Source organism: Petrimonas sp. (genome assembly GCF_963921705.1).
Taxonomy (GTDB): domain Bacteria; phylum Bacteroidota; class Bacteroidia; order Bacteroidales; family Dysgonomonadaceae; genus Petrimonas; species Petrimonas sulfuriphila.
Genome location: NZ_OY997410.1, coordinates 663,375 through 689,606 on the forward strand (window position 1 = coordinate 663,375; position 26,232 = coordinate 689,606).

The 26,232-nt window shown below is 46.5% G+C and carries 16 protein-coding genes; all 16 read right to left on the reverse strand.

Features of this window, described 5'->3' with window-relative positions:
• Window positions 1-25: 25 nt before the first annotated feature.
• The gene (locus tag AACM02_RS02820; RefSeq protein ID WP_339117416.1) at window positions 26-3,247 is read right to left on the reverse strand and encodes a glycoside hydrolase family 2 TIM barrel-domain containing protein; all 3,222 of its coding nucleotides are present in this window, start codon (window positions 3,245-3,247) and stop codon (window positions 26-28) included.
• A 129-nt stretch (window positions 3,248-3,376) separates the two neighbouring features.
• Entirely contained in the window at window positions 3,377-4,717 is a 1,341-nt protein-coding gene (locus AACM02_RS02825) for a Gfo/Idh/MocA family oxidoreductase (RefSeq protein ID WP_339116012.1), read from the reverse strand.
• Between the two features lie 180 nt (window positions 4,718-4,897).
• A complete protein-coding gene (locus AACM02_RS02830) occupies window positions 4,898-5,824 on the reverse strand; it encodes a sugar phosphate isomerase/epimerase family protein (RefSeq protein ID WP_339116013.1) in 927 nt (308 codons plus the stop codon).
• Between the two features lie 6 nt (window positions 5,825-5,830).
• Window positions 5,831-7,153 (reverse strand): Gfo/Idh/MocA family oxidoreductase, encoded by a 1,323-nt coding sequence (locus AACM02_RS02835; RefSeq protein ID WP_339116014.1) that lies wholly within the window; start codon window positions 7,151-7,153, stop codon window positions 5,831-5,833.
• Between the two features lie 30 nt (window positions 7,154-7,183).
• Entirely contained in the window at window positions 7,184-9,079 is a 1,896-nt protein-coding gene (locus AACM02_RS02840) for an FAD-dependent oxidoreductase (protein WP_339116015.1), read from the reverse strand.
• A 59-nt stretch (window positions 9,080-9,138) separates the two neighbouring features.
• Window positions 9,139-10,509, reverse strand: a complete 1,371-nt coding sequence (locus AACM02_RS02845; RefSeq protein WP_339115905.1) for a Gfo/Idh/MocA family oxidoreductase — start codon at window positions 10,507-10,509, stop codon at window positions 9,139-9,141.
• A gap of 74 nt (window positions 10,510-10,583) precedes the next feature.
• Window positions 10,584-11,750 (reverse strand): Gfo/Idh/MocA family oxidoreductase, encoded by a 1,167-nt coding sequence (locus AACM02_RS02850; RefSeq protein WP_339116016.1) that lies wholly within the window; start codon window positions 11,748-11,750, stop codon window positions 10,584-10,586.
• Between the two features lie 51 nt (window positions 11,751-11,801).
• Window positions 11,802-13,061: an MFS transporter gene (locus AACM02_RS02855; protein ID WP_339115903.1), complete on the reverse strand. Its 1,260-nt coding sequence runs from the start codon at window positions 13,059-13,061 to the stop codon at window positions 11,802-11,804.
• A 181-nt stretch (window positions 13,062-13,242) separates the two neighbouring features.
• Complete coding sequence (locus tag AACM02_RS02860) at window positions 13,243-14,673, reverse strand: carbon starvation protein A (RefSeq protein ID WP_339116017.1); 1,431 nt, start codon at window positions 14,671-14,673, stop codon at window positions 13,243-13,245.
• On the reverse strand, window positions 14,670-15,821 hold the full coding sequence (locus AACM02_RS02865; protein ID WP_339116018.1) for a hypothetical protein: 1,152 nt from the start codon (window positions 15,819-15,821) through the stop codon (window positions 14,670-14,672). The genes AACM02_RS02860 and AACM02_RS02865 overlap by 4 nt, the downstream gene beginning before the upstream one ends.
• Window positions 15,808-17,655, reverse strand: a complete 1,848-nt coding sequence (locus tag AACM02_RS02870) for an FAD-dependent oxidoreductase (RefSeq protein ID WP_339117417.1) — start codon at window positions 17,653-17,655, stop codon at window positions 15,808-15,810. The genes AACM02_RS02865 and AACM02_RS02870 overlap by 14 nt, the downstream gene beginning before the upstream one ends.
• 97 nt (window positions 17,656-17,752) lie before the next feature.
• The gene (locus tag AACM02_RS02875; protein WP_339116019.1) at window positions 17,753-20,233 is read right to left on the reverse strand and encodes a hypothetical protein; all 2,481 of its coding nucleotides are present in this window, start codon (window positions 20,231-20,233) and stop codon (window positions 17,753-17,755) included.
• Between the two features lie 104 nt (window positions 20,234-20,337).
• Window positions 20,338-21,666: a M14 family zinc carboxypeptidase gene (locus tag AACM02_RS02880; RefSeq protein ID WP_339116020.1), complete on the reverse strand. Its 1,329-nt coding sequence runs from the start codon at window positions 21,664-21,666 to the stop codon at window positions 20,338-20,340.
• 94 nt (window positions 21,667-21,760) lie between these two features.
• The gene (locus AACM02_RS02885) at window positions 21,761-23,200 is read right to left on the reverse strand and encodes a PKD domain-containing protein (protein WP_339116021.1); all 1,440 of its coding nucleotides are present in this window, start codon (window positions 23,198-23,200) and stop codon (window positions 21,761-21,763) included.
• 12 nt (window positions 23,201-23,212) lie between these two features.
• Window positions 23,213-24,388, reverse strand: a complete 1,176-nt coding sequence (locus AACM02_RS02890) for a M14 family zinc carboxypeptidase (protein WP_339116022.1) — start codon at window positions 24,386-24,388, stop codon at window positions 23,213-23,215.
• Between the two features lie 107 nt (window positions 24,389-24,495).
• Entirely contained in the window at window positions 24,496-26,226 is a 1,731-nt protein-coding gene (locus AACM02_RS02895) for a RagB/SusD family nutrient uptake outer membrane protein (RefSeq protein ID WP_339116023.1), read from the reverse strand.
• Window positions 26,227-26,232: the final 6 nt, after the last annotated feature.

The window sequence follows — 26,232 nt, forward strand, 5'->3', positions numbered from 1 at the left end:
TTTTGTAGTTTAATGCCAAAGATAGTTAATTTTCGGTTGAAGAACTTAAAATATGGCGTTCAACCTCTTTCCTGTTCCTGATGGGGATCAGCGTAAAACCGTAGGTGGCCGAAGCTTCACCCGGGCGGATCAGGTACTCTTCCAGCGGCAGCTTGCCCCAGCTGTTGTTCCCTCCCACACCCTGCATGCGGTGATCGATAAAGAGGTCCACCACATCCGACGGACGGTAGTCGCTTATATGCTTGTTCCGGGGCGCAGTTCCTGCCGGTGCGTCGTTGTTGAGCGATTCTCCGTTGGTGATCGTCTCCAGCAGGTAGTTGGACACGTTGAACTCAAACAGGTCGTCTGCTACAAAGAGCAGTCCATTACCCGATTTCCGGGTTAGTGCCAGCCAGCGGGTATCGGTATGATGTCCGTTTTCCTGCGGCAACACGTAGCGGGTTACCATTTCGTTGATGGGTGATGTGTAACGGTCGAGGAAGGCGGAACTTTTTCGGTCGGCGTAGTTCTCCCAGGGGCCCCTGCCGTAATAATCCGCTTGCACCAGCTCTCCTGTGAGCTGCATCCGCATACCGATACGGGGTATCATTTCTGTATCTGAGTTGGTGGCATCGAACCGGTTGGAGATATGGAGGGTGCCGTTGTCATAGAGAGTATAAGTCACTTCGTTGCTGGCCCCGGTTTCGGGGTAGCTGTAGCGGTAGGTGAGGGTTGTTGTCTCGCCGCGGGTGATCTTCAGGCCTTCCGCCCTGAGTTCCCGGTAGCTGGCCTCTCTCCATGCGGAGAGCCTTTTAGGAAGCCGTGCGCCGTAATCGTTATCGATGGGAGCCCGCCAGAAGAAGGGACGGGGACCAGCACCGTTTTCGATATATTCGGTGCCGTCCACCCGGTAGGAGGTGAGCAGCCCGGTCTGTTTGTCGAAGACAGCCTTGAAACGGCGGCCGCTTACGATCACCGAGGTTTCTGTCTCTTCTGTTCCGGCTGCTTTCAGCTTCCCGGTTATCCGGGCAGAGTAATCGTTGACCACAAACTGGTTACGGGCTACCACCCAGCCGGCAGGGATCAGCCGTTCCTCCTTCTGCTGTGTGACCGTAAAGTTGACGGTCAGCTGCTCTTTGCGTCCGGCGTAACGGGCCCAGCCGGGTACCGCTACCTTTACGGCCTCCTGTGGAGCTGCTTCTGCCTGCAGCCCCCCCTGGGCCAGTTCCTTTCCTTCGGTTTTGATGCTGTATGTAATCTGGTAATTACTCAGATCGGAGAAGAAGTGCTCGTTGAAGAGTTCTACCGACCCGTCCACCGGGTTGAAATTGCGGAACCAGACATGTTGGTACACCTTGCGCATCTCTTCGGTATGTGGTTTCACGCTCCGGTCGGGGAAGACCACACCGTTGATGCAGAAGTCACCCGAACTGGGAGTACCTGTTGGCCCGTAGTCGCCTCCGTAGGCCCAGAAACGGCTCCCTTTCTCATCGTTCTTCACCAGTCCCTGGTCTACCCAGTCCCAGATAAAGCCTCCCTGCAACAGGGGATACTTCCGGATGATGTCCCAGTATTCGGTGAAGTTGCCCAGGCTGTTTCCCATGGCATGAGCGTACTCACAGAGGATAAGGGGGCGGTCGGATGCGGGATCGTTGGCGTACCGCTCGATCTCATCGGGATCGGAGTACATCGGTGCGAAGATATCGCTGTTCCACTCCATTACAGCCCGTTCGTACTGCACGGGGCGGGAGGTGTCGCGGCTTTTGATCCAGCGATAGGTCTCGTAGAAATTGTATCCGTTACCAGCCTCGTTGCCCAGTGACCAGGTGATGACGCAGGGGTGGTTCTTGTCCCGTTCCACCATGCCGGAGGTGCGGCTCAGGTGATCTTCCAGAAAGAGCGGGTTGTTTCCCAGCGTACCTCCTTTTCGGAGGTTGTATCCCATCCCATGGCTTTCGATGTTGGCCTCGTCGATCACGTAGATCCCGTATTCGTCAGCCAGCCTGTAGAAGAGTTCCGGTTGCGGGTAGTGGCTGGTACGCACGGCATTGACGTTGTATTTGCGGAACAGTTCGAAATCTTTGCGTATCAACTCTTCGGTGACGTAATGGCCGGTATGTTCGTTGTGTTCATGCAGGTTCACCCCTTTCAACAGTATCGGCTGCCCGTTCACTAGGAACTGGCGGTTTTTAATTTCTGCTGTACGGAAACCTACTTTCAGGGCTGTCGCTTCGAGGGTGCTTCCCTTTTCATCCATCAGCTCAACGGCTAGCGTATAGAGGTGGGGTGTCTCGGCGCTCCACTTTTTCACGCCGGGTATCATCTCTTCAAAGCGAACGGATGCTCTTTCGGAAACTTTTTCAGTGAGGGATCCGCCGGCCACTTTTTTGCCGGCTTCGTCCGACAGGGTGTAGGTGAGAGTGAATGGGCGGGTGTTTCTTTCGGGGGAAGCTACGGTGATATCGAGCGCAAACTGTCCGTTGGTGTAGCTGGCATCGAGGCCCGGATGAGCGAAGATATCCGCCAGGTGTAGCTTGGGACGGGCATAGAGGTAGACATCGCGGTCAAACCCCGAGAGCCGCCAGAAGTCCTGACACTCCAGGTAGGAACCACTGCTCCAGCGGTGAATCTGTACCGCCAGCACGTTTTCTCCCGCTTTTGCCTGATCGGTCACGTTGAATCGTGCCGGTAGCTTGCCCTCCTTGTTCATGCCGACGAACTCCCCGTTGAGGTAGTAGTAGGCTGCTCCTCTGGCTGCATCTGCAACGAGGATGATCTCCTTTTCCTGCCAGTTGTCGGGAAGGGTAAATGTTTTCCGATAGGTTCCCGTGGGGTTGAATTCTTCCGGAACGAGTGGGGGATTGGGCCTATCCCAGTAGGGTGTGTGGCCCGGAGAGGTGAATTCGTAGGTGGTATTCACATAAATGGGAACACCAAATCCCTGCACCTCCCAGTTGCCCGGCACCCGGATATCGTTCCATCCGCTGTCGTCAAAATCAGCCTTCTGAAAGCCTTCTTTAGGGCGTTGACTGAACCGGTCGGTGTAATGAAACTTCCAACTCCCGTTCAGTAGCACCACATCGCTTCCTTTGGATATGTAACCGGCAGCAAGGGCTTCCTTTAGATCTGTGAATGAAGAGAATGTTGACCGCGGCTCTTCGCGGTTGATGTGCAACAGTTTAGGGTTGATGATTTCCGCATAACGGTCTGACTGCTCCTGGGCAGATAGCATGCCGGCGGTCGGTCTACCGCATACGATCAGGGACATCAGGATCAGAGGAATTGTTCTTTTCATGTTATGTTTCTTTATGTTTGATAGTGCAAAAATATTAATTAAATCTTCACAAGTGTTACAAAAACACTTAAATCTTGCGGCTAATAATTTTTTGCAGCTTATCTATTTTCTTATTTTGAGTTTCTGAGCATCCCATTTGATTGCTTCGTTGCGTAAATAGCTTTCGTAACTCAGCAGTGCAGGTGCTGCAGTTCTGACTGCGAAGAGGACGTCTGCCGTCAACGGTGTATTGTTCCTGATTCCATTGAAAAAATTGAAATGATGGTCATAATGTCCTCCTTTGTACCCTTTCTTCGCATTGAAAACATACTCACGGGAGGATACTTTCCGGGGAGCATCAAACTCCTGTCCCAATTCCCCCAATGCTTCAAAATCTTTGGTATTGACATCCCCGGTTGTTTTCAGTACAATTTTATCCCAGCCCACGTCCAATGAACCTTTTGAGCCGACAATCCTGAAATCCATGCTTCCCCACTTTTTGGATACGCCATCCACATAATTGGCTCCCAGCTGCACCGTAAAAGCTCCTGTGTTATTCCTGTCGGGATAATCGAAATATCCCAGCATGATATCGGGCGTATCTCGTGAACCGTCGGTATAGTGATGTATTCCTCCGGTGGTATATACCTTTTCCGGGCCTATTGCATCCATGATATAGTGAATGCTTGAGAGGACATGTACAAACAGGTCTCCTGCTATGCCCGTACCATAATCTTTCCAGTTTCTCCATTCAAAAAAATGGTGGGGGTTGAATGGGATTTTAGGCGCGTTTCCCAGAAAACGGCTCCACCAGATTGTTTCTTCAGAGGCATCATCGGGTGCGGTAAAGGCATTTAGCATGCCCGGAGCTGAAGTGAACTGCCCGTCAACAAAATTAACCGCTCCGATAATTCCCTGCCGAATCAGCAACCGGGCTGCTCTGTTTCCCAGGGAGGCCATGCCCTGACTGCCTACCTGGAAAAGGACTCCGCTTTTTTTCTGCGCTTCGATCAGGCCTTTTCCTTCTGCCAGCTTATGGATGACTGGTTTTTCGCAATAGATGTGTTTCCCGGCCTTCATCGCTTCAATGGCAATCGGCTGATGCCAATGGTCGGGAGTAGCAATAATTACCGCGTCGATATCTTTCCGCAGAAGAATTTCCCGGTAATCTTTCGTAACGAAAATTTCATTTCCCCATTGCGCCTTGGCATCTTTTAACCGTTTATCGTACAAGTCACAAACCCCAACAAGCTTAACGCCTTTAACCGTTAATGCGGTAAGGGTGTCTGAGGTTCCCATGCCTCCCTTGCCGATCAGGCCGATATTGATAAAAGAGTTGGGTGATACCGATAATTTCACGTTTTTGGCTGGTTTGCTTCCTGCTGCATGGAGCAGGGAAGTGGCCGAATTCAAGGCAACAGTGCCTATGGCCATTTTTTTTAGAAACTCGCGTCTGTTTTGCATATGATGTAATTTAGGTATAAGTTGTTTTGCCGGTATATTTTTCTGCACGATTTACACTTCAAATTTACAAAAACTTGTGATATAAAAACGCGATCGATCAGTGTTTATGCTACTTTTTTTAGATCTTCCGTTATCTCTTCATTACGGATGGGGATAGGTGCTTGGTTGTATTCTGCTTTTTTAAAAGGAGATAATCTTGTCCATCAGTGCGGAGATTTTCTTTAAATGCGTTAAATCTCCACCGGGAACTTCAGCGGTCAGCCAACCTCCTTTATGGCCAGTGTCCCGTACGGCTTTCATGACCACCGGCCAGTTGTTGTCTCCCTCAAGGAGTTCTACCTTAAAGCCCTCCCTTAATCCTTTCGAGTTCATGTTCTCACGGCTGAACTCCTTGATGTGCAGCCGCATGATACGGGACTTCAAGGTGTGGATCCAGTGTTCCGGCCATCCGTACCGGAGCACATTTCCGATATCGAAATACCAGCCGACCAGCGGGTGGTTGAGTTCATCGATAAATCGCTTTGCTTCTACGGGGCTGAGGATAAAGTTGTTCCAAACGTTTTCCAGGGCAATTTGCACACCCGTTTTTTCAGCATGGGGAATCAGTTCTCTGATCGCGCTTTGCGAGGTTATGTAAGCTTGTTCATAGGATACCTTTTCATTCACTACGCCTGGAACGACCAATACGGTGTCTCCACCCAGTTCTTTCACTTCATGCATTGACTTGATCACCGATTCAATGCATTGCTGCCTGATTTGTTGATCCGGATCCGATAATGGTTTTGACCAATGGTCCTTATTGATCACGCTGGGCAGTTCTATGCCGGCATTCCGTTTTGCCTGAAGGAGATCGGTTAAGGAAAGGTCGGTCGGACTATTGAGCTCAACTCCGTCAAAACCCGCATCCCGGGCAATCTTGAACTTGTCCGTGAGTGAACCCTTGTCCTGGATCATCCCGAAGACCAACGCTTTTTTTAACGACACCTTGGATTTTTGCTGTGCCGCAGCAGATGGTGTTTTATTTTTGCCCGATACGGTTGCAAACGGGGTGATGGCAGAAACTCCCGCCATCACCGCTGCCGATTTGATAAAATCTCTTTTGTTCATGTTGGTTTATTTAAATGCTGTAACCCCCGGTATCGCAATGGGAAGGTCGTACTTTGTATCCCAGGAAATATCTCCCGGGAACAATACCTCCGATGAGTTCAGCGCCTGGTCAAAGGTGATGGTCTGTCCCGAGTAGGCAGCCATGCGGCCGGCCAGAGCGAGCAGGTTGGAGCGTGTCATCCACTCGCCGTCGTTCATCGGCTTGTTTGCCCGGATGGAAGCAAACAATTCGTCGTGCTCCACCTGGTACATGCCTCTTACCTTTGTCTGCTTGTAAGCTTCCGCATCTGTGAATTTTGTCGCGTCAGCCAGGTTCCACGCGTTTTTTCCGGTAATTTTATGTTCGCCGGTTCGACAGTCTACGTAGCATCTACCGTCCTTTCCAATTAATTCAACCGCATAGGAAGGGGTTGTTTCCGCTTGTTGACGGCAGAAGAAATATATTTTCACGCCGTTATCATATTCGTAGGTCAGTCCGAAATGGTCGTATACATTTCCGAACTTCGGATCGGTTCTCTTTTGCCTTCCGCCGGTACCGCTGATTTTCAGCGGAGCTTTGTCCCCCATTGCCCAGGAGAACATATCGATACTGTGGATGGCCTGTTCAATAAGGTGGTCTCCCGAAAGCCAGTTGTAATAAAGCCAGTTACGGAGTTTGTACTCCATGTCTGACCAGCCGCGTTGTCTTTCCTTGAACCACAGTTCACCGGTGTTGTAAGTTGCCTCCCCACCCAGGATCTCTCCGATCTGACCGTTCAGAACCCTTCCGAAGGTATCTCTTTTGGGTTGATGGTACCTCCAGCAGAATCCGGAAACCAGGGACAGGTTTTTTGCCTTGGCCTTCTTTGCGGCATCCATCACCCTTCGTAAACCGGGAGCGTCCACGGCAAAGGGTTTCTCACAGAAGACATGCTTGTTGGCGTTAACGGCTGCTTCCAGGTGTTGAGGCCTGAAACAGGGGGGCGCGGCAAGCAGGACAACATCCACATCGGAGTCGATCAATTTTTGGAAGGCATCGAGACCGGCGAATTTATTGCTTTCCGGCACCTGCACTTTATTCCCGTACTTTTCTTTAAGGGTGTTGAATGATGTTTGCAGCTGATCTTCAAAAGCATCCGCCATTGCGGTTAAGATGACGTTCGGATCGGCATTCAATGCTTCTCCTGCGGCACCTGTCCCGCGGCCACCACAACCGATCAGCCCCACTTTCAGCGTGTTGCTGTTGGACGTCCAGATGGAGTTAGACCCCAAGGCGACCCTGGAAGAGATAATTGTTCCGGCAGTAGCCAGTCCTGCAGTTTTGATAAATTTTCTTCTTGAATAGTTCATTGTTGTGATAGTTTAATTGTATTTATTGCTTTAGTCTTTGTCATAAGGTGGAATCTGAAGATTTATTTTTTTTGGCCCTAAGGTTCCTCCTAAATTATAATTCTGTAAGTTTTCGATGTTATATTTGCTCGCTCCTTTTGTCATGAGCCGTTGTAATTCATCCAGGTGTTTCTGATAAACACCGCGTGGTGTTGTTTTATTTTTTGCAGCGACCGAGGCAGCCATTCCCACCACTTCGCCCATCATACCGGTTGTACGCATAACCCTCACGGTACCTAACGCCACGTGTGTAACGCTGATATTTCTTCCCGCCATAAAAAGGTTATCCACGTTTCGGGAATAAAAACAACGGTAAGGTATGGGGTAGGGATGTATGGTTTTGTGAACCGCAATCGATTTAAATTCAGCGCCGGGAAAATGCTCCGTGTTTTTTGGATCGGGATAATGGAGATCAATCGTCCAGCTTGTTGGTGCGGAGGCGTCAGGGTAGATTACGAAATCGGTAATGTCTTGTTCTGTCAACACCATATCGCCAATTAGCCTGCGTGATTCCCTTTTTCCCGCAATATACGCTACCCAATCCAAATACTTGTTTTTGTACTCTTCTTTAAATGAACTTTTGTTCTTCAGATAGGACCAATTCGAGTATACCACCAGCATGCCGTAGTCCCTTACCCTCTCGAAATCGGAAATCTGGTCAAAGTTCATGCCCGTCTCCCACGTCCATTCACCCATGGTTACTTTTTGAGCGTTTGTTTTATTAAAGTCCATCCCGTAGTCAAACTCCGGAAAATCGGAGCTTTTGTCTCCTTCTTTTGAGTACCACTGGACAGATGATCCCATGGTCATTTTATCCGCTTCCTCGGGAGCGGTCGGTTCATTAAACTCTGCTTTACTTTCCCTTCCCATGGCAAAATCGGCACCTGCGAAATAGCCGATTGTCCCGTCTCCGGTGCAATCCGCGAAAAGGGGCGCAGAAAAGCTTAATTCTTCAGAGGATTCGATATGCCTGGCAAATACCGTTTTAATGGTTGTTCCCTCTTTTTCAACTTTAAATGCTCTGAAATTAAGAAACAGACTAATGTTTTTTTCAGCATTGACCATCTCCAGCTTTTTCTCATCTTCGTAGTAATCTCCCGGCTGGGCGTTACCTCCCCTGAGAGGGGCAATCTCGTTGACCACATCCCCTAGCTTCGGGTAGGGATCGAGGTTAATCCTACCCCCAAGGTGTACCCTGACTTCTGAACTGTTGTTCCCTCCCAAAACTGGCCGATCCTGGATGAGAGCTACCTTAAGGCCCTGCCGGGCAGCGGTGAGCGCGGCGGCAGTGCCGGCTACTCCTCCACCGATAACCACAAGATCGAATTTTCCTGCTTTGGGTACAACTTCAGGTAATCCCAGTTTTTCTTTTCTAAAGGCCGTCAAAACCTCCGGTTCGTTAGGAGGCAAAATGTTGTCCATAGTAAAGTATACAGCATCGCAACGGCCGTTGAAACCGGTCAGGTCACGCAAACCAACGGTAACTGTCCCGGAGCTTATCTTTACTTTACCGACCTCCTGCCACTCCCAAGTATTGCTTTTCGTACCTAAGATTTTGTTGTTTAATACTTTTCCGTTTACCGTCAATTGAAACTTGCCGGGGCCTTCTTTAGTGGTCCAAGGAGATGTCCAGTTGTACGTTCTGACAAATACGGTATATTCTCCGGTCTTGGCGAAGTTCACCGTTGTGGTTGCGTCACTCACGGGAGTACCCAGGCCATGTGCCATCAGGTAGGATGATCCCATCAGGTCCATGAATTGTTGATCTACCACCCATCCTCCCTTGTTTTGAAAACTCTCCGCTTCAATGAAAATCGAACCAGAATCTCCGGCATAGATAGACAAGGTAATAATACAGGCAAAAAAGACAGAGATGATTTTTATCATTTTTCGAATTGATGTTTAGTCGACCAGTCTATCGTCATGATTATAACGTATTTATTCTTTTATTTGGCACTTCCCGGCACAGGGACAGTAAAGCCTTTCATGTCCATCTTGCCGATGTTCAGGTCTGCCGGGGTATAATCCAGGGGAGCCGCCGCCATGGCGTCCCAGGTGGTCTCCTGGCCGCTGTAGGCCGCCTCGCGTCCCATGATGGCTGCCAGGTTGGAAACTGCCGTTTCGGATGCCTGTTCGATGGGGGTGTTTGCCCGGATACAGTTAATCAGGTTCACGTGTTCCAGCGTGTAGGGGTCGGTCTGCTTGAAGTTCGCCTTTTCAGCCTCACCGTCGTATTGCCAGAGGACGTTTCCGGCCAGATCCTTGATCACGTGCCCGCCCTGGCTTGTCCACGAACCTTTTGTTCCCTGGATGAATTCGCTCACGTTGTTGGCGCATCCGTCAATCTGGCGGCACATGCTGTGCAGGTGGATCCCGTTCTCCATGGTGAAATCCACACTGAAATTATCGTACTGGTCTCCGGTCACGCGGCGCTGGCGGGAGCCGAAGGCGACTGCTTTCGCCGGTTTCAACCCGCTGAACCAGGTAAACACGTCGATGTTGTGGACGTGCTGTTCCACGATGTGGTCTCCCGACAACCATTTCCAGTTCACCCAGTCGCGGACCATGAATTCGAAATCGCTCCAGGCGGGTTGGCGGTCGCGGTACCACAACATGCTCTGGTTCCAGTAGACGGCTCCCCCGGTGATCTCCCCGATAAGGCCGCCCATGATCTGTTTGTATGACTCAACGTATGAGCGTTGGTGGTGGCGCTGCGTTCCGGTGACAACGCTTAAATTCTTGGCCTGGGCCTGTTTGGCTGTCGCCACGATGGTGCGGTATCCCACCGAATCCACGCAAACCGGTTTTTCCAGGAAACAATGCTTGCCCTGTTCCACGGCATACTTGAAATGTTCCGCGCGGAAAAACGGCGGCGTGCAGTCGATCAGGATATCAATCCCGCTGTCAATGACCTGCTTGTACGCATCCAGGCCCACGAAACGCTTGTCGGCCGGCACATCGATGCTTTTTTCCGCTTTCAGCTTGTCGGCCAGGCCGTTCACCTTGTCTTCGAACACGTCGCCCAACGCCACGATCGTAACACCGTTAGCGGCATTCAGGAAATTCATGGCGGCGCCCGATCCTCTTCCTCCGCAACCGACAACACCAGCTTTCAACTCTTTTCCGTCTGTAGCCAGGTCCACCAACTCCGGCACATAGTACGTTCCGGGTTCTTTCAGGGGAACCGTCACATCCTTTTTCTCACCGTTGCAAGAGGTTAAAAAACCCGTCGTTCCGGTCCCGATCACGCCTGCTGCTCCGGCAACAGCCGAAGTTTTAAGAAATGTTCTTCTCGTTAAGTTGTTCTCTCTTTTCATATGGTTATATTTTTTTTGTTTGTTATGCATCATTTATTTAACAAGGTCAAGTTTTGCCATCTCGTGAATATTCGCTATTCAATCCATTTCTGCCATTTTGTATGATTATCGCCTCCCGATTGTACCATCATTTCTACGAATTGCATTCCCCTTACCCCGTCGTATACGGATGGAAAGTCGGAAACCAGTCCGTTCGGTTTTTCTCCGTTTTCCCTGGCCACGACGGCCAGGGCGAAATTGCGGTAAATATTGGCAAAAGCTTCTATAAACCCTTCGGGATGCCCGGCAGGCGTTCGTGTATTCCATTTTGCCAGGTCGCTTAGAAATTCATTGTTTCCCATGTATAGTTCCTCGGCTGGCCTGTCTCCCCACCTCAGGATCAACCTGTTCGAATCCATCTGCCTCCATTCCAGTCCGCCCTTGTCGCCATACACACGCAGACGGATATTGTTTGCCTCACCGGTAGCTATCTGGGTAGCCATCAGCACTCCGGTAACCCCCTCTTCCATTCGCAGCAGGGATGCCCCGTCGTCGTCCACCGGGCGTCCCTCCACGTACGTTTGCAGATCTGCACACACCTCCAGCACTTTTAGACCGGTAACGTATTCTGCCAGGTGCCAGGCATGCGTTCCTATGTCGCCCATGCAACCGGCCTTGCCCGTGGTCTTTGGATCGGTTCTCCATCCGGCATTATTCCCTCCCTGCAGCTCTATGCGTTGCGACAGCCATCCCTGGGTATACTCCACGTATACTTTGCGCAGTTTACCCAGTTCTCCGCTTGCGATTCTTGCCTTTGCCTCCTTGACTGCCGGATATCCCGAGTATACGTGGGTCAGCGCCAGAACCAGTCCCGTCTCTTCCACCTTCTCCTTCAGCTTGAGGGCCTCTTCCAGTGAAAAAGTCATCGGTTTGTCGATAACCACGTGAAACCCTCTTTGCAATGCCATCATAGCGGGTTCAAAATGCCACTTGTTCGGTGTGACTATGGTTACAAAATCCATCCGTTCTCCGGCAGGCAGCTCCATCTCCTTCTCGAACATCTCCCGGTAGGAGTCGTAAATCCGGTGATCCGGGAGGAAATATTCCCTGCCTGAGCTTCTGGAGATTTCAGGATTGACGCTGAAGCAGCCACAAACCAGCTCAATGTAGTTGTCCATAAAGGCAGCACGACGGTGTATGGCCCCGATAAAGGCATCGCTGCCGCCGCCGATCATGCCCATTTTCAGTTTTCTCTGTTTCATAATTATGCAATGTTTACGTAGTTGAAATTAGTTTGAAAATAGCTTCGGAAGTCATGTCCGCTGTACCGCTACCCGGTCCCTGACATCTTCCCTGAACAGGAACAGGAACCCGGCAAGGAAAATGATTGCCATGACGAAAGGAACCGTCCATATGGATATCCAGTCGTACTTTCCCTGTTCGGAATAGAGGTCCACCACGTTTCCGGCAATCAACGTGCCGAGGTATTTGCCTACCCCGTACGTGGCAAAGGCGATGAGCCCCTGTGCGGAGTTGCGCAGCGAGGAGGGAGCTTTCTCATCCACGAAGAGCTGGCCGGCGACGAAAAAGAAAGTGAAGCAGAAACCGTGGAGGGGCAATACGGCGAAGATGAATCCGTTTTGTCCGGTGTGCGCCCCCAGCGTGAACAGCCCGTACATCAGGATCCATGCCGCGATGGCGGCGAGGATGCTTCCCTTGTAGCGTAACTTGAGGAAGAAGATGGGGAAAGTGAACAGGAAGATCACTTCGGCAACCTGGCCGAGGCTCATGGCGGCGGCGGCATTTTCGATCCCCACATCGGTAATGAAAAGGTTTGTAAAGGAGTCATAGAATGCCAGCGGGATGCAGATGAGCGCCGAGAAGACGAGCAGGACCAGGAAAGACCTGTCCCTGGTCAGTTTGAACGCGTCGAACCCGAGCAGTTGGCGTACGCCCGCTTTCTCGACGGTCCGCACGGGAGCGTTGTGGGGCAGGGTCAACGCATATACTCCGGCCAGCAGGGAGATGCCTGCCCCGATCAGGAAAGGGGTGGAATAGGGTTCAATCTTCAGGGCGCTGATCAGAAGCCCGGAGCAGATCCACCCAAACGAGCCGAAAAGCCTTATCTTGGAAAATTCCTTGGCCGGATTCCCCAGGTTTGCGAACGAGATGGAGTTGGTCAGCGACATGGTGGGCATAAAGCAGACGCTGTAGAGCAACAAGACGGGAAAAAACAAGGAGAACGATTCGATGCGGGTCAGGGAAAAAAGCAGTACTGCCCCCACGATGTTCAGGAATGCCAGCACCCTGTTTGCCGAGAAAAACCGGTCGGCGATCATTCCCACGATCACCGGTGAGATGATGGCTGCTATGGCGGCGGTGCTGTAGGCCAGGCCGATTTGAACTCCGGAAAAGTCGAGGGTCCTTCCCAAATAGGTTCCCATGGTCACGTACCATGAACCTTGAATAAAGAACTGGAAGAACATCATGGCGGATAGTTGAATCTTCTTGTTTTTGTTTTCCATAAATAATTTAAATTTTATCCAAATACTGTTATTGATTGAATGTATCAAAATGGTTTAAGGTGTAATATAAGCTTAATTGGAACATTGATTTATAACATGTTTCTCAAATATTCTTTAACATTAATCATCTGAATCTTAAATATTGTTGACGCATCAAAGTTATGCAAAATAATGTACAGTGTGATGTATTTGAGTTAATAAATAATGTGTATTCCTGTTGCAGCAATATTCATCCTCTTTTTGTGTGACTTTTTGTATAGAAAAGAAACATCGAAAAAAACAGGGCTGTGACAGCGAATCCTGTTCCGTAGGAGATGGGTCTTGAAAGGGCAAACCCTTCGGGTGCAAGCATGATGTAGGTTGTCACCACGGCAGTCATGAACAGGGCGGGGAGCAGGGTTATCCAGTACGTTTTTCTTTTCTGGAACAGGTAGACCGTTATGGTCCAGAGAACGACGGTTGCCAGGGTCTGGTTGGACCAGGCAAAATAGCGCCAGACCACATCGAAGTTTATCTTTGTAAGCATAAATCCCACGGCGAAGAGCGGAATCGTGATGACCAGCCTGTTCCTTACCGGCTTCTGGTTGAACCCCAACAGGTCTCCGACGGTAAGCCTGGCGCTCCTGAAAGCGGTGTCCCCGGAAGTGATCGGCGCCGCCACGACTCCCAGTATGGCCAGTACCGCCCCGACTTTTCCCAGCAGGGAGTTGGAGATTTCATTCACCACCCAGGCGGCGTTCCCCTTTTGCGCCACCATCACCTCGCCCAGCTCCCGGATGCCGCCGAAGAAGCTCATGCTGATCGCCGCCCAGATAAGGGCCACGACCCCCTCGATGACCATCGCCCCGTAAAATACTTTCCGTCCCTCCTTCTCGTTTTTCATGCAGCGGGCCATCAGGGGCGATTGCGTGGCATGGAAACCGGATATGGCGCCGCAGGCTATGGTGATGAACAGCATGGGGAAAATGGGGAATTTCTCCTTGTCGTAATGAAAGTTCTGCCAGTTCCCGGAGGTCAGCTCCGGGATGGCATAGCCTTTGATTATCAGGGCGATCATCAGGCTTACAGCCATGAACAGCAGGGCAAATCCGAAAACCGGATAGATTTTTCCGATGATCTTGTCGATGGGCAACAGGGTCGCCAGGATATAATAGATGAAGATGGCCCAAACCCAGAACCTGAAATCGAGGGTGGCGGGTGTCAGGCTGGCGAGGATACCGGCGGGGCCCGAAATAAAAACGACTCCCACAAGCACCAGCAGCACTATCGTGAACACCCTCATCAGCTGCCTTGCCTCATTCCCCAGATAGATGCCGATGACTTCGGTTATGCTCAGCCCGTTGTGCCTCACCGAGAGCATGCCCGAGAAATAGTCGTGCACCGCCCCCGCAAACACGGTTCCAAGAACGATCCACACGAACGCGACGGGCCCCCACAACGCTCCGGCAATGGCACCGAAGATGGGACCCAGACCGGCAATATTCAGGAACTGAATAAGGAGAACGCGCCACCAGGGCATCGGAACGAAGTCGACCCCGTCACTCATGGATATGGCCGGGGTAGGCCTCCCGGAGTCGGCTTCCATCAGCCGTTCCAGGTATCTGGAATAAAAAATGTAACCGGCTAAAAGGATGGCCAGGGACAAAATAAATGTAATCATCTGGTGCTCTTTAAAAAGTTTTTAGTAAGATTGGCGGTGTAGGGATCCGAATGTTTTGACAGTTGAACCAGTCGAGATTCTATCTCGTTGTTATTCAGGATATTTTTGTTGGTGACTATCTGTTTAGAAATAATTTTAAAAATTTGATTCAGCCCTCCTGCGCTTATTTTTCCAGTTGCGTATTTATCGATTAAAAGAATAATTGCATCAGTGGATATATTGTCTATCAACTGTAATTTATAAATTATTTCGTATTTTGTTTCCGGCAAAGAATGATCCATTAACTCAATAAACCTAAGTTGATTCTCTGAATTACTCAGATACTGAGGAGTTACTACAGATAGTGCTTTTTCAGAAATATTCTTGTTTTGAGAAGCAATCAGGGGGAGTAATTGGGAGTTAAATTCGAAGAAAAAAGAACTGTTTTGCCTAATTATCTCAAGAGCAAACAGTTTTTGATTTTCACTTCCGTTCAGTAATTTGTTCAGATAATTAGAATCAATCCTCCCTTTCAGTATATCATCTATGTTCACTTTTGTTTCACCATACACCGTATGCCACAATGTGTAACATGTGAACACGGCATCCTTGATCACATATTCTTTCAAGGATGGCAATGTAGCACTTGAGTAGCCGTCCACTTCAAATAGATCCTTTTCAGGTATATCATCGATGTTGGGCTGAGGCCCATCTTCAATGACGAGATCCTCGTATTGAAGTTCTTTTAAAATTGAAACCGTATCCCCCAGAATTTCGTCCAACCGGATATAATCCTGTGGTTCGAAAGGAGTGTGGTCAGATTTTGTCAACGGTTCTTTTTCATCCAGTTGTATGCCTAAATAATTCCCGACACCGTCCCAAAATATCCACAATTTGACCATCCGGCATATTCCTGTTATACAGATATCTTTGTAAAAATAGCGGCCAAACCAGATGGTAAGTCCGTTTTCATCCTGCAATTCTACGATTTTATTGTCAGACAGACTATCGCTGGAATTTTTTATAACGTGGGAAACAGCTATTCCCTTCATATTGAGAAAATCTTCCGAAGGGAAAGCTGTTTTAAAGGAATCACCGGGAGAATAATTGTATCCGCCCAAGAATAGAGAAGAAAAAAAAATGAGTATCGCTAATTTAGTCTTTGTCATAAGGTGGAATCTGAAGATTTATTTTTTTTGGCCCTAAGGTTCCTCCTAAATTATAATTCTGTATATTCTCGATGTTGTACTTGCCGGCACCCACTGTCATGAGTCGTTGTAATTTATCCAGGTGTTTCTGATAAACACCGCGAGGGTTTGTTTTGTTTTTAGCAGCAACCGAAGCAGCCATTCCCACCACTTCGCCCATCATACCGGTTGTACGCATAACCCTCACGGTACCTAGCGCCACGTGTGTAACGCTGATGTTTCTTCCTGCCATAAAAAGGTTATCCACGTTTCGGGAATAAAAACAACGGTAAGGTATGGGGTAAGGATGTATGGTTTTGTGAACCGCAATCGATTTAAACTCAGCCCCGGGAAAATGCTTTGTATTTTTTGGATCGGGGTAATGGAGATCAATCGTCCAGCTTGTTGGTGCAGAGGCGTCAGGATAGATTACGAAATCGGTAATGTCCTGTTCTGTCAACACCATATCGCCAATTAGCCTGCGTGATTCCCTTTTTCCTGCAATATAAGCTACCCAATCCAGGTACCTATTTTTGTACTCTTCTTTGAATGAACTTTTGTTTTTCAGGTAGGACCAGTTCGAGTATACTACCAGCATACCGTAGTCCCTTACTCTCTCGAAATCGGATATTTGATCAAAGTTCATGCCCGTCTCCCAGGTCCATTCACCCATGGTTACTTTTTGAGCGTTTGTTTCATTAAAGTCAATTCCGTAGTTAAATTCCGGAAAATCGGAACTTTTGTCCCCTTCTTTTGAGTACCACTGGACAGATGATCCCATGGTCATTTTATCCGCTTCCTCGGGAGCGGTAGCTTCATTAAATTCAGCTTTACTTTCTCTTCCCATGGCAAAATCAGCACCTGCTAAGTAGCCAATCGTCCCGTCTCCGGTACAATCCGCAAAAAGTGGTGCGGAAAAGCTTAATTCTTCGGCTGTTTCAATATGCTTGGCAAATACTGTCCGAATAGTTGTTCCCTCTTTTTCAACTTTAAATGCTCTGAAATTAAGGAACAAGCTGATGTTATTCTCTGCGTTGACCATCTCCAGTTTTTTCTCATCTTCGTAGTAATCTCCTGGCTGGGCGTTGCCTCCCCTGAGAGGGGCAATTTCATTGACCACATCTCCAAGTTTGGGGTAGGGATCGAGGTTGATCCTGCCTCCAAGGTGTACCCTGACTTCTGAACTGTTGTTCCCTCCCAAAACCGGTCGATCTTGGATGAGGGCAACTTTAAGGCCCTGCCGGGCAGCGGTGAGCGCAGCGGCAGTGCCGGCAACTCCTCCTCCGACGACCACAAAATCAAATTTTCCTGCATTGGGTACAACTTCCGGTAACCCCAGTTTCTCTTTTCTAAAGGCTGTTAACGCTTCCGGTTCATTAGGAGGTAAAACGTTGTCCATAGTAAAGTATATAGCGTCACAACGGCCGTTAAAACCTGTCAGATCACGCAATCCAATGGTGACAGTCTTGGAGTTTATCTTTACTTTACCGACCTCCTGCCACTCCCAGGTATTGCTTTTCGTACCTAAAATTTTGTTGTTTAAGGCTCTTCCGTTTACTGTCAATTGAAACCTGCCGGGACCTTCTTTAGTGGTCCAGGGAGATGTCCAGTTGTACGTTCTGACAAAAACGGTATATTCTCCGGTTTTGGCGAAATTCACCGTTGTGGTTGCATCGCTCACCGGAGTGCCCAGGCCATGTGCCATCAGGTAGGAAGACCCCATCAGATCCATAAATTGTTGGTCGACAACCCACCCTCCTTTGTTTTGAAAACTCTCCGCTTCAATGAAAATTGACTGAGCATGGGATGACACCATGCAGAGGAAAGATAAAGAAAACAATAAGATAGCTTTTATGGATTTCTGTTTCATTAAATATTAATTTATTTGTTACAGGAGAATTTCATCTCTTTTTTTATTTGTACTCTAACCAGGTGGTTGCGGAACAGTCCCTGTCTGCAGAAAAACGTATCCATCGGGCCTGAAAATTAGTTGGGAACTGATGGTTGAAAGTTTCACCCGGCTTGACGGTTATTTTCTTGTAGGTCATCCAGGGTCCGTGTCCCACGGGTTCGGTCTCGATGACGAAAGTTACCGTTTCGCGGGCGTCGTGGGATATTTCGAGCCTGCGCTCGTCGTAAAACCCGATCAGGTAGGGGTCGGAATGCTCTCCGGGCTTCACGCGGCTGTTTTTCCAGGGTCCGCCATGTCCCACGGGTTTTCCCAGCTCCCACAAGTCATCGATCACGCCGACCCACACGGCAGCCTTTCCGTCGTCCGAGCGTACAACATGTTCCCCCGCCTTCGCCTCGGGCTCAATGCCCGTCATCACCAGCAGTCCCCGGTATGATGCGTAATCGTGAATCCTGAAGTCATGTGATGAAATGGGCCTGATCTTGGCGAACCCGTCCGCGTTTTCCGCCGGCAGCTCATAAAAAGTGCCGCAGGAATGGAAGAGGTCCCTTTCGGTGGCCACTTCCCGACAGATACGCAGTTGCGCGTCATCGGTAAGTTGTTTGTAGCGCCCGTCTCCCAGGGGCAGTCTCCACCTGCGGTTCTTGTCGTCCACGACCAGCACCGACGATTCCTGCACGTCGATCACCTTTTCGGGGACGGCGAATTTTTCCCTGATGAACGCGTGGGTTTGCGGGTCCTCCTTTTTTATCAGGTTCAGCCGGCTGTCCAGCTCGTAATATCCGGTTTCCGAGGCTTTCCCGTCCTCGAATGTGACGGCCGCTACCCCCAGTGCCCGCCGGTTGTCGCCCAGGCCGTAGAGCAGTCCGCCGGTTGTCCTGTTCCGGGTTACTTTTGCGATTCCCTTGAACAGGGGCGAGGCGGAAGCGGTGCGCTTCTCGTCCCCGGAGTAATTGAAGCTGACCGTGGCGAGGGCGGGAGTGTTGGCCTTGACCCTGATCCATTCGCCCGGTTCCCGGGGATCGAATTCGATGAAGCTGCTTTCTCCCGCGGCGAGGGAGACGGTTTTCAACTCGCTCCAGTTCCGTGTTCCCTCCCTGTCCACCTCGAGAACGAATACGGCCGGGGTCTCCCCCCCGTTGTGAATCCAGGCTCCGCGGCCGGGCCATCCTGCGAACAGGAAAGGTTCGGAAACGTCCCCGGCCTGTACCCGGTCGTTCAGCCAGACGGATCCCGCGGCCGTGGTTGTTCCCAGCCGGTCGGGTTTGTCGAGGGAGGTGAACCACAGGTTGGAGTTCGACTGTCCGGGTCCCTCGATCCCTCCTTTGTGTTTGCGTTTATTCAGGAATTCCCTGTTTGCCGAATCGTCACATCCGAAGACCAGTTGGCCGTTCCACCTGGCAAAATCGCCGATGACTTTCAGGTAGGCCGACCGCGGTCGGATACCGGATGACTGGCCGGCTGTAAACGATTTGGGGAACTGCCAAAACATGCCGTGCATGGTCATCAGGTAATCGGGGTTGTCCCCGGTTCCGATGTCCCGTATCCTGGGCCACTCCGTATTCCATCCGTGGGCTCCGTCGTAACTGTGGCTGGCCTTTGGCAGCCTGAAAAAATCCCACCCCGTTTCCGGATTCCTCACCGCCAGCAAGACGGATTTATGGTCCCATCCGGTTGCCCATATCGGGTCGGTCTCCGGGTTTGAGTTGCCGTATATTCCTCCGGGGCCTGTAACCTCAACAAACTGGTTGCGGCGAACGAGCTTCCATTCCTTGCCGTCCCATTCAAAAAGCCCTCCCGCCTCGATGTCGAATTGCCTGAGGGCCGCTTCTCCGGTCTCCCCGTTGTTGGAATAGACCATCACGCCCTGGCCGGAGTATAATCCTTTACCGTGGGCACCTGGCAAGAGTGCGGCCTCCTGGGCCATCTCTCCTGCTTTGCGACTAACATTCCCGTCTTCGTAAAGCATTTTTGGCTCCAGGCTGTTTACATCCACTTCGTAAAATCCCTCTTCCATCGTCCCGTAATAAATTTTATTTGCCGGATCGATCAAATGTCGGGCATTTCCGGTATGTCTTCCAGGCATTACGGCATAGGGAATTGTACGGACGCCACCTTCCTGGTCGATCGCATAGGGACCGATGAAAAGCTGGTTGCTTTCCTTGTGGATCATCCGGTTGGCCGGTGTCCCCCCGACGCTTTCCGGGCGGACTATCTGTTCCAGGTCCGGAGTTACTTCATAGAGCTTGTCGGAAGAACCGAAGGGAAGATGCGGTCCGTAGGTGATTACCCACAACCTGTCGGCCCAGGGGACAACAGCTCCTGTGCCGCACTCTCCCTCATTGTTGTAATATGCCAGATGGGGGTAGATACCACTTACCTGGCACCATTTATTGCCTTCATTTCTCTGGTTTATACAAGAACTGAAGTAAAATAATGTACTGAATATAAATATTGAACCGATTTTATTTATAATTCTCATGGATCTCATATGTAAATTTTAGTGAATTCATAATGGTTTTTTTAGATACGAAATAATCATATATATATGTTGGATTATGTAAGTTTTATTTATTTCATTTCATTTCATTTCATTGATTCTTGCATATAGAACTGAATTGTATCAGCCAAGTCTTTACCAAATAATCTTGCATTTTGAGGTGTAACCATTTGTCCTTCATTGTTTGCATAAGGAAGCTCAAGCGAAGTAGCAAGAGATATTCCTTCAACAGTAGATACCCATTCCCTAAAAAAATTTCCATTGCTCCACGTGCTTGGGACATTCCAATCAGTTCCATAAGCGAGAATGAAATTCTCAGGATTCATTCTCAATTCTCCTTTTTGCCGTTTATAAAGAATGTTTACATATTTTTGCTGTTCGTTATCTGGTTTTTTTTCGTTAAAACCAACAAAATGAATGTTTTCGTGCCATCTACCCGATAAGACAGGACAATGCATATCTAAAGCAACCTTTAATTTCCCATCACTCCACTGTAGGATTCTTTCTCTTAATGCTTTTGTGCTTTTATAAATACTCTCACCAGAATAATCTCGATTATGGTCATGCGGCCTTCTGTTTTTTCCTTGATCACCCTCTTCAACTCCATCTTTATCGACAAATGGTACAATCAGAAAATCAACATTTTGTCGGAGCCATTCATAATCAGGTTCGTCTAATACAGCACTTATTAAACCTTCAAGAGCGTAGCTTGCCGTCATTTCACATGCGTGATGCCTGCATGTAATAACGGCCTTGTATTTAGGCCTTTTTTGAGGATGAGAAATGTGAATCTCTTCAACATTTCTGCCTTTTTCAGATATTGTTAAAGAATGCTTTGAAATATAGGGATTGCTTTCATATTGAGATATAAATCTATCGAAATCTGCTTGTGTATAAAGCGGTGCGATACAAAAGTACACTTCATGATCATCTTCACCAAAAGTGAAAGAAAAATCATTAAGTTTTTTCTGAACTTTGTTGTATAGCCAGTGCCAAGTCTTACCATTATCATTACTATAAGCTGGTCCGAAAGATCCTAAATATTTACCGGGGAATTCAAAATGAAATGTTTGGTCAGCTGCTCCACTAACTCGAAAACACCAATAAAACCAGTCCCCCTCAGTGTCTCTAAGGTCAGGCCTTATAGAAATGGTATCATTAAAGAATATCTCATAATATTGCGTACTAGTACTGCTCGTTCTTTCAACGATAATATTTCCTCCGAAGAAATCTGTATCAATATGGATATTCTGCGTATTTTCGATCCTATCAGCAGGATTCCCAAAACCACATACTTCTTCTTTTACGATCATTTCTCTTTCTCTGACCATCATTTCTCGGTGGCCTTTCGCATGTAAACTCATACAAACCATTAATATAGCAGTGAGTACAATAAAAAGTTGTTTCTGTTTCATTTTTATTTTTTCTTTTGAAAATGGAAATATTTCAAAATTTCAGTGAATTCAAAACACGCCATTGATGAAAGTATTAGAGATGGATACCTTCTTTCTATTCAACAATAACCTCCATCTTTAATGTTGCAGGTTCTTTTTTTTCGTTCACTGAGAGCAGTGTAACAACATATCTTCCTTTTGATTTATAAGCATGAGTTATTTCATTTTTGACTGTAACCCAATTTGAGCTATCTCCAAAATTAATTTTTACATCAGAATCTGTGTTGATCATTCGGTTCCAAAATAAAACAGTATCACCTGTTTTGATGTTACGGGTAGGATAATAATATGCCCAGCCGTAAGTAAAATCATATTTATGATCATAATCAAACACTTTGACATACAAAAAATCCCGGTCTTTTTCTCCTTTGTCGTTTTCAACTATCAGTTCTTCTGCATACAGACCAGGTTTATCATAAACAATCTCAACCTGCTCCTGATCTGCTAATTTACCGTTACTTAATTTCCAATTGACGTTAAAAATATTTCCATTTTTTACGATCGAACGGGAAGCATCCAAAACCACTTTTTGTCCAGGAATAGCAAATCGATATCCTCCGGCAATCGCAACTATTGGATCTTTATATTTTCTTAAATATGACTCCATAAGATAAGGAAAAGAGGCCAGATTGATTTTCTTGATTGAAATATCTGTATGAAAATGAGGATCGGAATGTTGTTTTTTTGCACCATCCCACGTCATTCCTGTTTTTGCAACGATGGTACCTGCTCTAACCCTTGCTCCCACCTGATATCTGTTATCTATATGTTCTATGTTCATATGTGACATACGCCATGTAAATCCATATTCATTTTCAATACAGATTGTATTTGAACTCCCATCTCCATCAGGTAAAGGTGTCTCAATTATTATTCCATCTATAGGAGATACAACATCAAATTTGTCAGGAATTGCACCATAATCTTCACCTCTATGATAATATACCTGATTAAAAGGAACAAGTGCTCCCCAAGTGTTGTTGTATACTGACGAGTGCCATAAGTAATCGTTTATTGGGAAAATAATGTTTTCTGGACCCCAAGGTTCATCTTTGAGACAGACAGATAATCTTACCTGTTTCTCCATGTCATCTTTCCTATTGTAAAGAGCACTCTCATCCATCAGCTTAATATTTTCAACGTATATTCTTAGACCTTCAAAATTTATAGGCATTTGGTAAGGTCTATAAAAAAGGGTAACTGGTATTCCATTTACTTCAATTTCTACATTAAACTGATAAAAATTTACCGGATGTGTTTCTTTAAACCAATAATTCGGTTCATAAAAGGGAGTAAACGATATTAGTTTTATTGTCTTTTGAAGTGTTGTATTTTTATATGTACGATCTATTGTCTGTTTTTCTCCAATATTTAATTCAAATATAAAGGGAAATTGTGGCTGGTTTAATATTATCTTACCATCCTTAGCATTTATTGCTTCAAAAGGACCTAGAATAAATATTACAGCAATTATTGATAATTTTAGTTTAATCATTTTATTTTTTATTTACTCGTTATACAAGTATTCATTTACTGCCTTTATAAAGTCTCTACCGAAATTACTGGCGTTTTGTTGGGTTATGGTTTGTTTAACATTTACACCATATGGAAACTCAATACTTGTACCAAGTTTAACATGTTCAAATGTTGATACCCATTTAGAAAAAGAAAACCCTTTCGAGTTATTTTGATGTGTGTTCCAGCCATAGCCAAAGGGATATATAAGATTATTTGAAACTTTAAGCTCTCCACTGTTTGTTTGAGTTAAATGTCTACTAAATTTTGATTGCTCCTCTGCCATCTCAGAGAATTGAGAACCGGGTAAATAGATATGTTCATTTCCATCACCTCTTATCCAGGGACAATGGATGTCAATGCATATGGTGGTCATGTTTTGCGACCATTCGGGAAACCATTCTTTTAGTTTTATTGTAGAGTTATAAACAGCTTCTCCACTGTAATCTCGATTATGATCTCTTGGTAACCTGTTTTTTCCCTGATCACCGTTCTCAACACCATCAATATCAATGAATGGGATAAAACAGTATTCAATGTTGCTTCCTAACTTTTTATTCATTAGTATTTCGTCTATCATTCCTTCTATAACATAATTGGCCATCATCTCACAAGCATGATGCCTGGCTGTGATTAATACCTTATATTCGGCTTTATTTTTTGGCCTAATGATTACTTTCTCAATCGGTCTATTTTCCTCTGTGAGTGTAAGTGTATCGAGTGATAAAGATGGATTTGACGAATATTTTTCGATAAATGTTTGAAATCGACTTTGTGAATATGGCATCCCCATGCTAAATCTGACCTCTTTATTGCTTTCAAATGAAAATTGGAATGACTCACTTCTAAAACTCAATGTGTCCGGGAATAACCACTCCCAAGTATACCCGCTGTCATAACTGACAGCAGGTCCTTTTGCTGTGAGCTTATTGAGGTTTGGTAACAGAAAAGAGAGCGTTTTACCTTTGGCATTGTCTACGGCGAAACACCAATAGAACCAATCTCCTTCAGTATCTCGAAGATCAGGTCTTACCCAGATACTGTCGTTTTTTATTTTTTCGATGAGAATGTTACCTGTTGGAAAATCAGAATAAATATTTACATTTTGAGAGTATAGACTTTCGAGTACTAAAAAAAAGACGATTGATGACAAAATTTTTAATTTCATTTCAAATATTTTAAAAAAATGATACCTTCAAAGGGAAAATGATTGTAAGTTATTATTTATTCACTCCTATACAACAATAATTTCATTGTTGTATAGGAGTGAATTATTTACCATCCCGGATTTTGTTCAAGGTTTTCGTTCAAAGTTAATTCATCACTAGGTAACGGAGATAAGTAGTCTCTTTCAGGATTGAATTGCCAACCGTTTGGAAGAGACTTTTGATAAGGATCAATATATCCATTTTCTTCTACATAAATGTCTTTTCCTATAACAATTTCGGGATAATCTTGATGTATGAATTTAGCACCCATCGGTTTTATACCCACTATTAAAGAATGTGCTCTCCATCTTCTCAAATCATTGTTTCTATACCCTTCACAAGCTAACTCAATGCGTCTCTCTCTCCTAATCTCATTGATAATAGGGGAAAGACTTGGAAAACTCCAGTTTGGATCGCTCCAATTACTAATTTGTTCTAATATCATATCAGGCATTCCAACTCTTCTTCTTAGCAAATTTACAGTAAGATCAAGGTCCTGCTGATTAATTGTCCCTAATTCAGATTTTGCTTCTGCATAATTAAGTAATGCCTCTGCATATCGAAAAATGATAGATGCATTGTCGGAGTCATTGAAATCTGCTGAAGTATATTTTACCGGTCTATGTCCCTTTTCAATTTGATATCCTGTGGTATTTACATAGAATGCTGTTTCAAATAAATCCGGTTTCTCAAAAGTGGCTAAAACAGCACCATCTCTGATAGTAACAACATCACCAGGCATAAATAGTGTCTGTGATAATCTTGAATCTCTATTTTGTGTTGCAGTAATGTAACTCTCATCTCCCATATAATAGCTACTTAAAGCAATGGGTTTACCGTCTACGCATAAGTAATCTTCAACTAGAGATTTTGATAGACCGGTACCATGTCCGTTGTAAGTTGTCAAGTAGACACTGTGACCCATAGATAAACTAAAGTCAAATTTTTTCCATAAAATTATTTCTGAAATAGTTGAATAATCGTTCCTGTTGAAAAGATTGATATAATCTGAACTGTGATCACCACTGGAATAGACTTCACATGTTCCCATTTGGATTAAAGCATTTGCAGCTTCCTCAGCTTGTTTCAGGTATTTAACTGGATCTGAATTTAAAACTCCAAATACACTGTTATCATGATACTTTTCCCATGTCCCCTCAAATAGAGCAACCCTAGACTTAAATAATAAAGCACTTTCTTTATTTACTCTGAATGGAGTAGCCCTCTTTTTTTCCGGTAGGTATTCAGCAGCCTTATCCAATAGATGAAGGATGCTATCAACAACGATGTTACGAGGGGTTCTTGGAGCGTATAATTCTTCTGAATCTGTTTGAAGAGAATTAGTATACCAAGGAACATCCCCGAATGTAGATAATAGATTAAAATAAAAGTAAGCCTTAAAAAATTGAGCTTCCCCTACAAAAGGCAAATATTGTTCTTCAGGTGCCTCGCATTTATGATAATTTTCAAGGAAAATATTTATTGCCCTGATATTATTCCAATTCCATCCACCCCCATTTGACGGAACTGTTCTTGTACCTCCTAAAGTTGAATTAAACTGCACAGGTATCATGTTGTCGCTATTATTGTCAATAACAAAAATACCTGCATCTTGCGAGCCAATTGTAAATCCGGGGAAATTAGTGTAGAATTGGTTTAGATATAATTCCAAGTCATTTACACTTTTCCAATAACTCTGAACTGTAATCTGATCTAAAGGATAACGATCCAGAAAATTATTTTCACATGAGAAGAGAAAGATGATCATTAGTATCAGTAATGAATATTTTTTTTTCATAATATA

What these genes read in the sequence shown, in the direction of transcription:
- AACM02_RS02820 (WP_339117416.1), bottom strand. Translation starts at nt 3,247, where the DNA reads ATGTCCCTGATCGTATGCGGTAGACCGACCGCCGGCATGCTATCTGCC.
- AACM02_RS02825 (WP_339116012.1), bottom strand. Translation starts at nt 4,717, where the DNA reads ATGCAAAACAGACGCGAGTTTCTAAAAAAAATGGCCATAGGCACTGTT.
- AACM02_RS02830 (WP_339116013.1), bottom strand. Translation starts at nt 5,824, where the DNA reads ATGAACAAAAGAGATTTTATCAAATCGGCAGCGGTGATGGCGGGAGTT.
- AACM02_RS02835 (WP_339116014.1), bottom strand. Translation starts at nt 7,153, where the DNA reads ATGAACTATTCAAGAAGAAAATTTATCAAAACTGCAGGACTGGCTACT.
- AACM02_RS02840 (WP_339116015.1), bottom strand. Translation starts at nt 9,079, where the DNA reads ATGATAAAAATCATCTCTGTCTTTTTTGCCTGTATTATTACCTTGTCT.
- AACM02_RS02845 (WP_339115905.1), bottom strand. Translation starts at nt 10,509, where the DNA reads ATGAAAAGAGAGAACAACTTAACGAGAAGAACATTTCTTAAAACTTCG.
- AACM02_RS02850 (WP_339116016.1), bottom strand. Translation starts at nt 11,750, where the DNA reads ATGAAACAGAGAAAACTGAAAATGGGCATGATCGGCGGCGGCAGCGAT.
- AACM02_RS02860 (WP_339116017.1), bottom strand. Translation starts at nt 14,673, where the DNA reads ATGATTACATTTATTTTGTCCCTGGCCATCCTTTTAGCCGGTTACATT.
- AACM02_RS02865 (WP_339116018.1), bottom strand. Translation starts at nt 15,821, where the DNA reads ATGACAAAGACTAAATTAGCGATACTCATTTTTTTTTCTTCTCTATTC.
- AACM02_RS02870 (WP_339117417.1), bottom strand. Translation starts at nt 17,655, where the DNA reads ATGGTGTCATCCCATGCTCAGTCAATTTTCATTGAAGCGGAGAGTTTT.
- AACM02_RS02875 (WP_339116019.1), bottom strand. Translation starts at nt 20,233, where the DNA reads ATGAGAATTATAAATAAAATCGGTTCAATATTTATATTCAGTACATTA.
- AACM02_RS02880 (WP_339116020.1), bottom strand. Translation starts at nt 21,666, where the DNA reads ATGAAACAGAAACAACTTTTTATTGTACTCACTGCTATATTAATGGTT.
- AACM02_RS02885 (WP_339116021.1), bottom strand. Translation starts at nt 23,200, where the DNA reads ATGATTAAACTAAAATTATCAATAATTGCTGTAATATTTATTCTAGGT.
- AACM02_RS02890 (WP_339116022.1), bottom strand. Translation starts at nt 24,388, where the DNA reads ATGAAATTAAAAATTTTGTCATCAATCGTCTTTTTTTTAGTACTCGAA.
- AACM02_RS02895 (WP_339116023.1), bottom strand. Translation starts at nt 26,226, where the DNA reads ATGAAAAAAAAATATTCATTACTGATACTAATGATCATCTTTCTCTTC.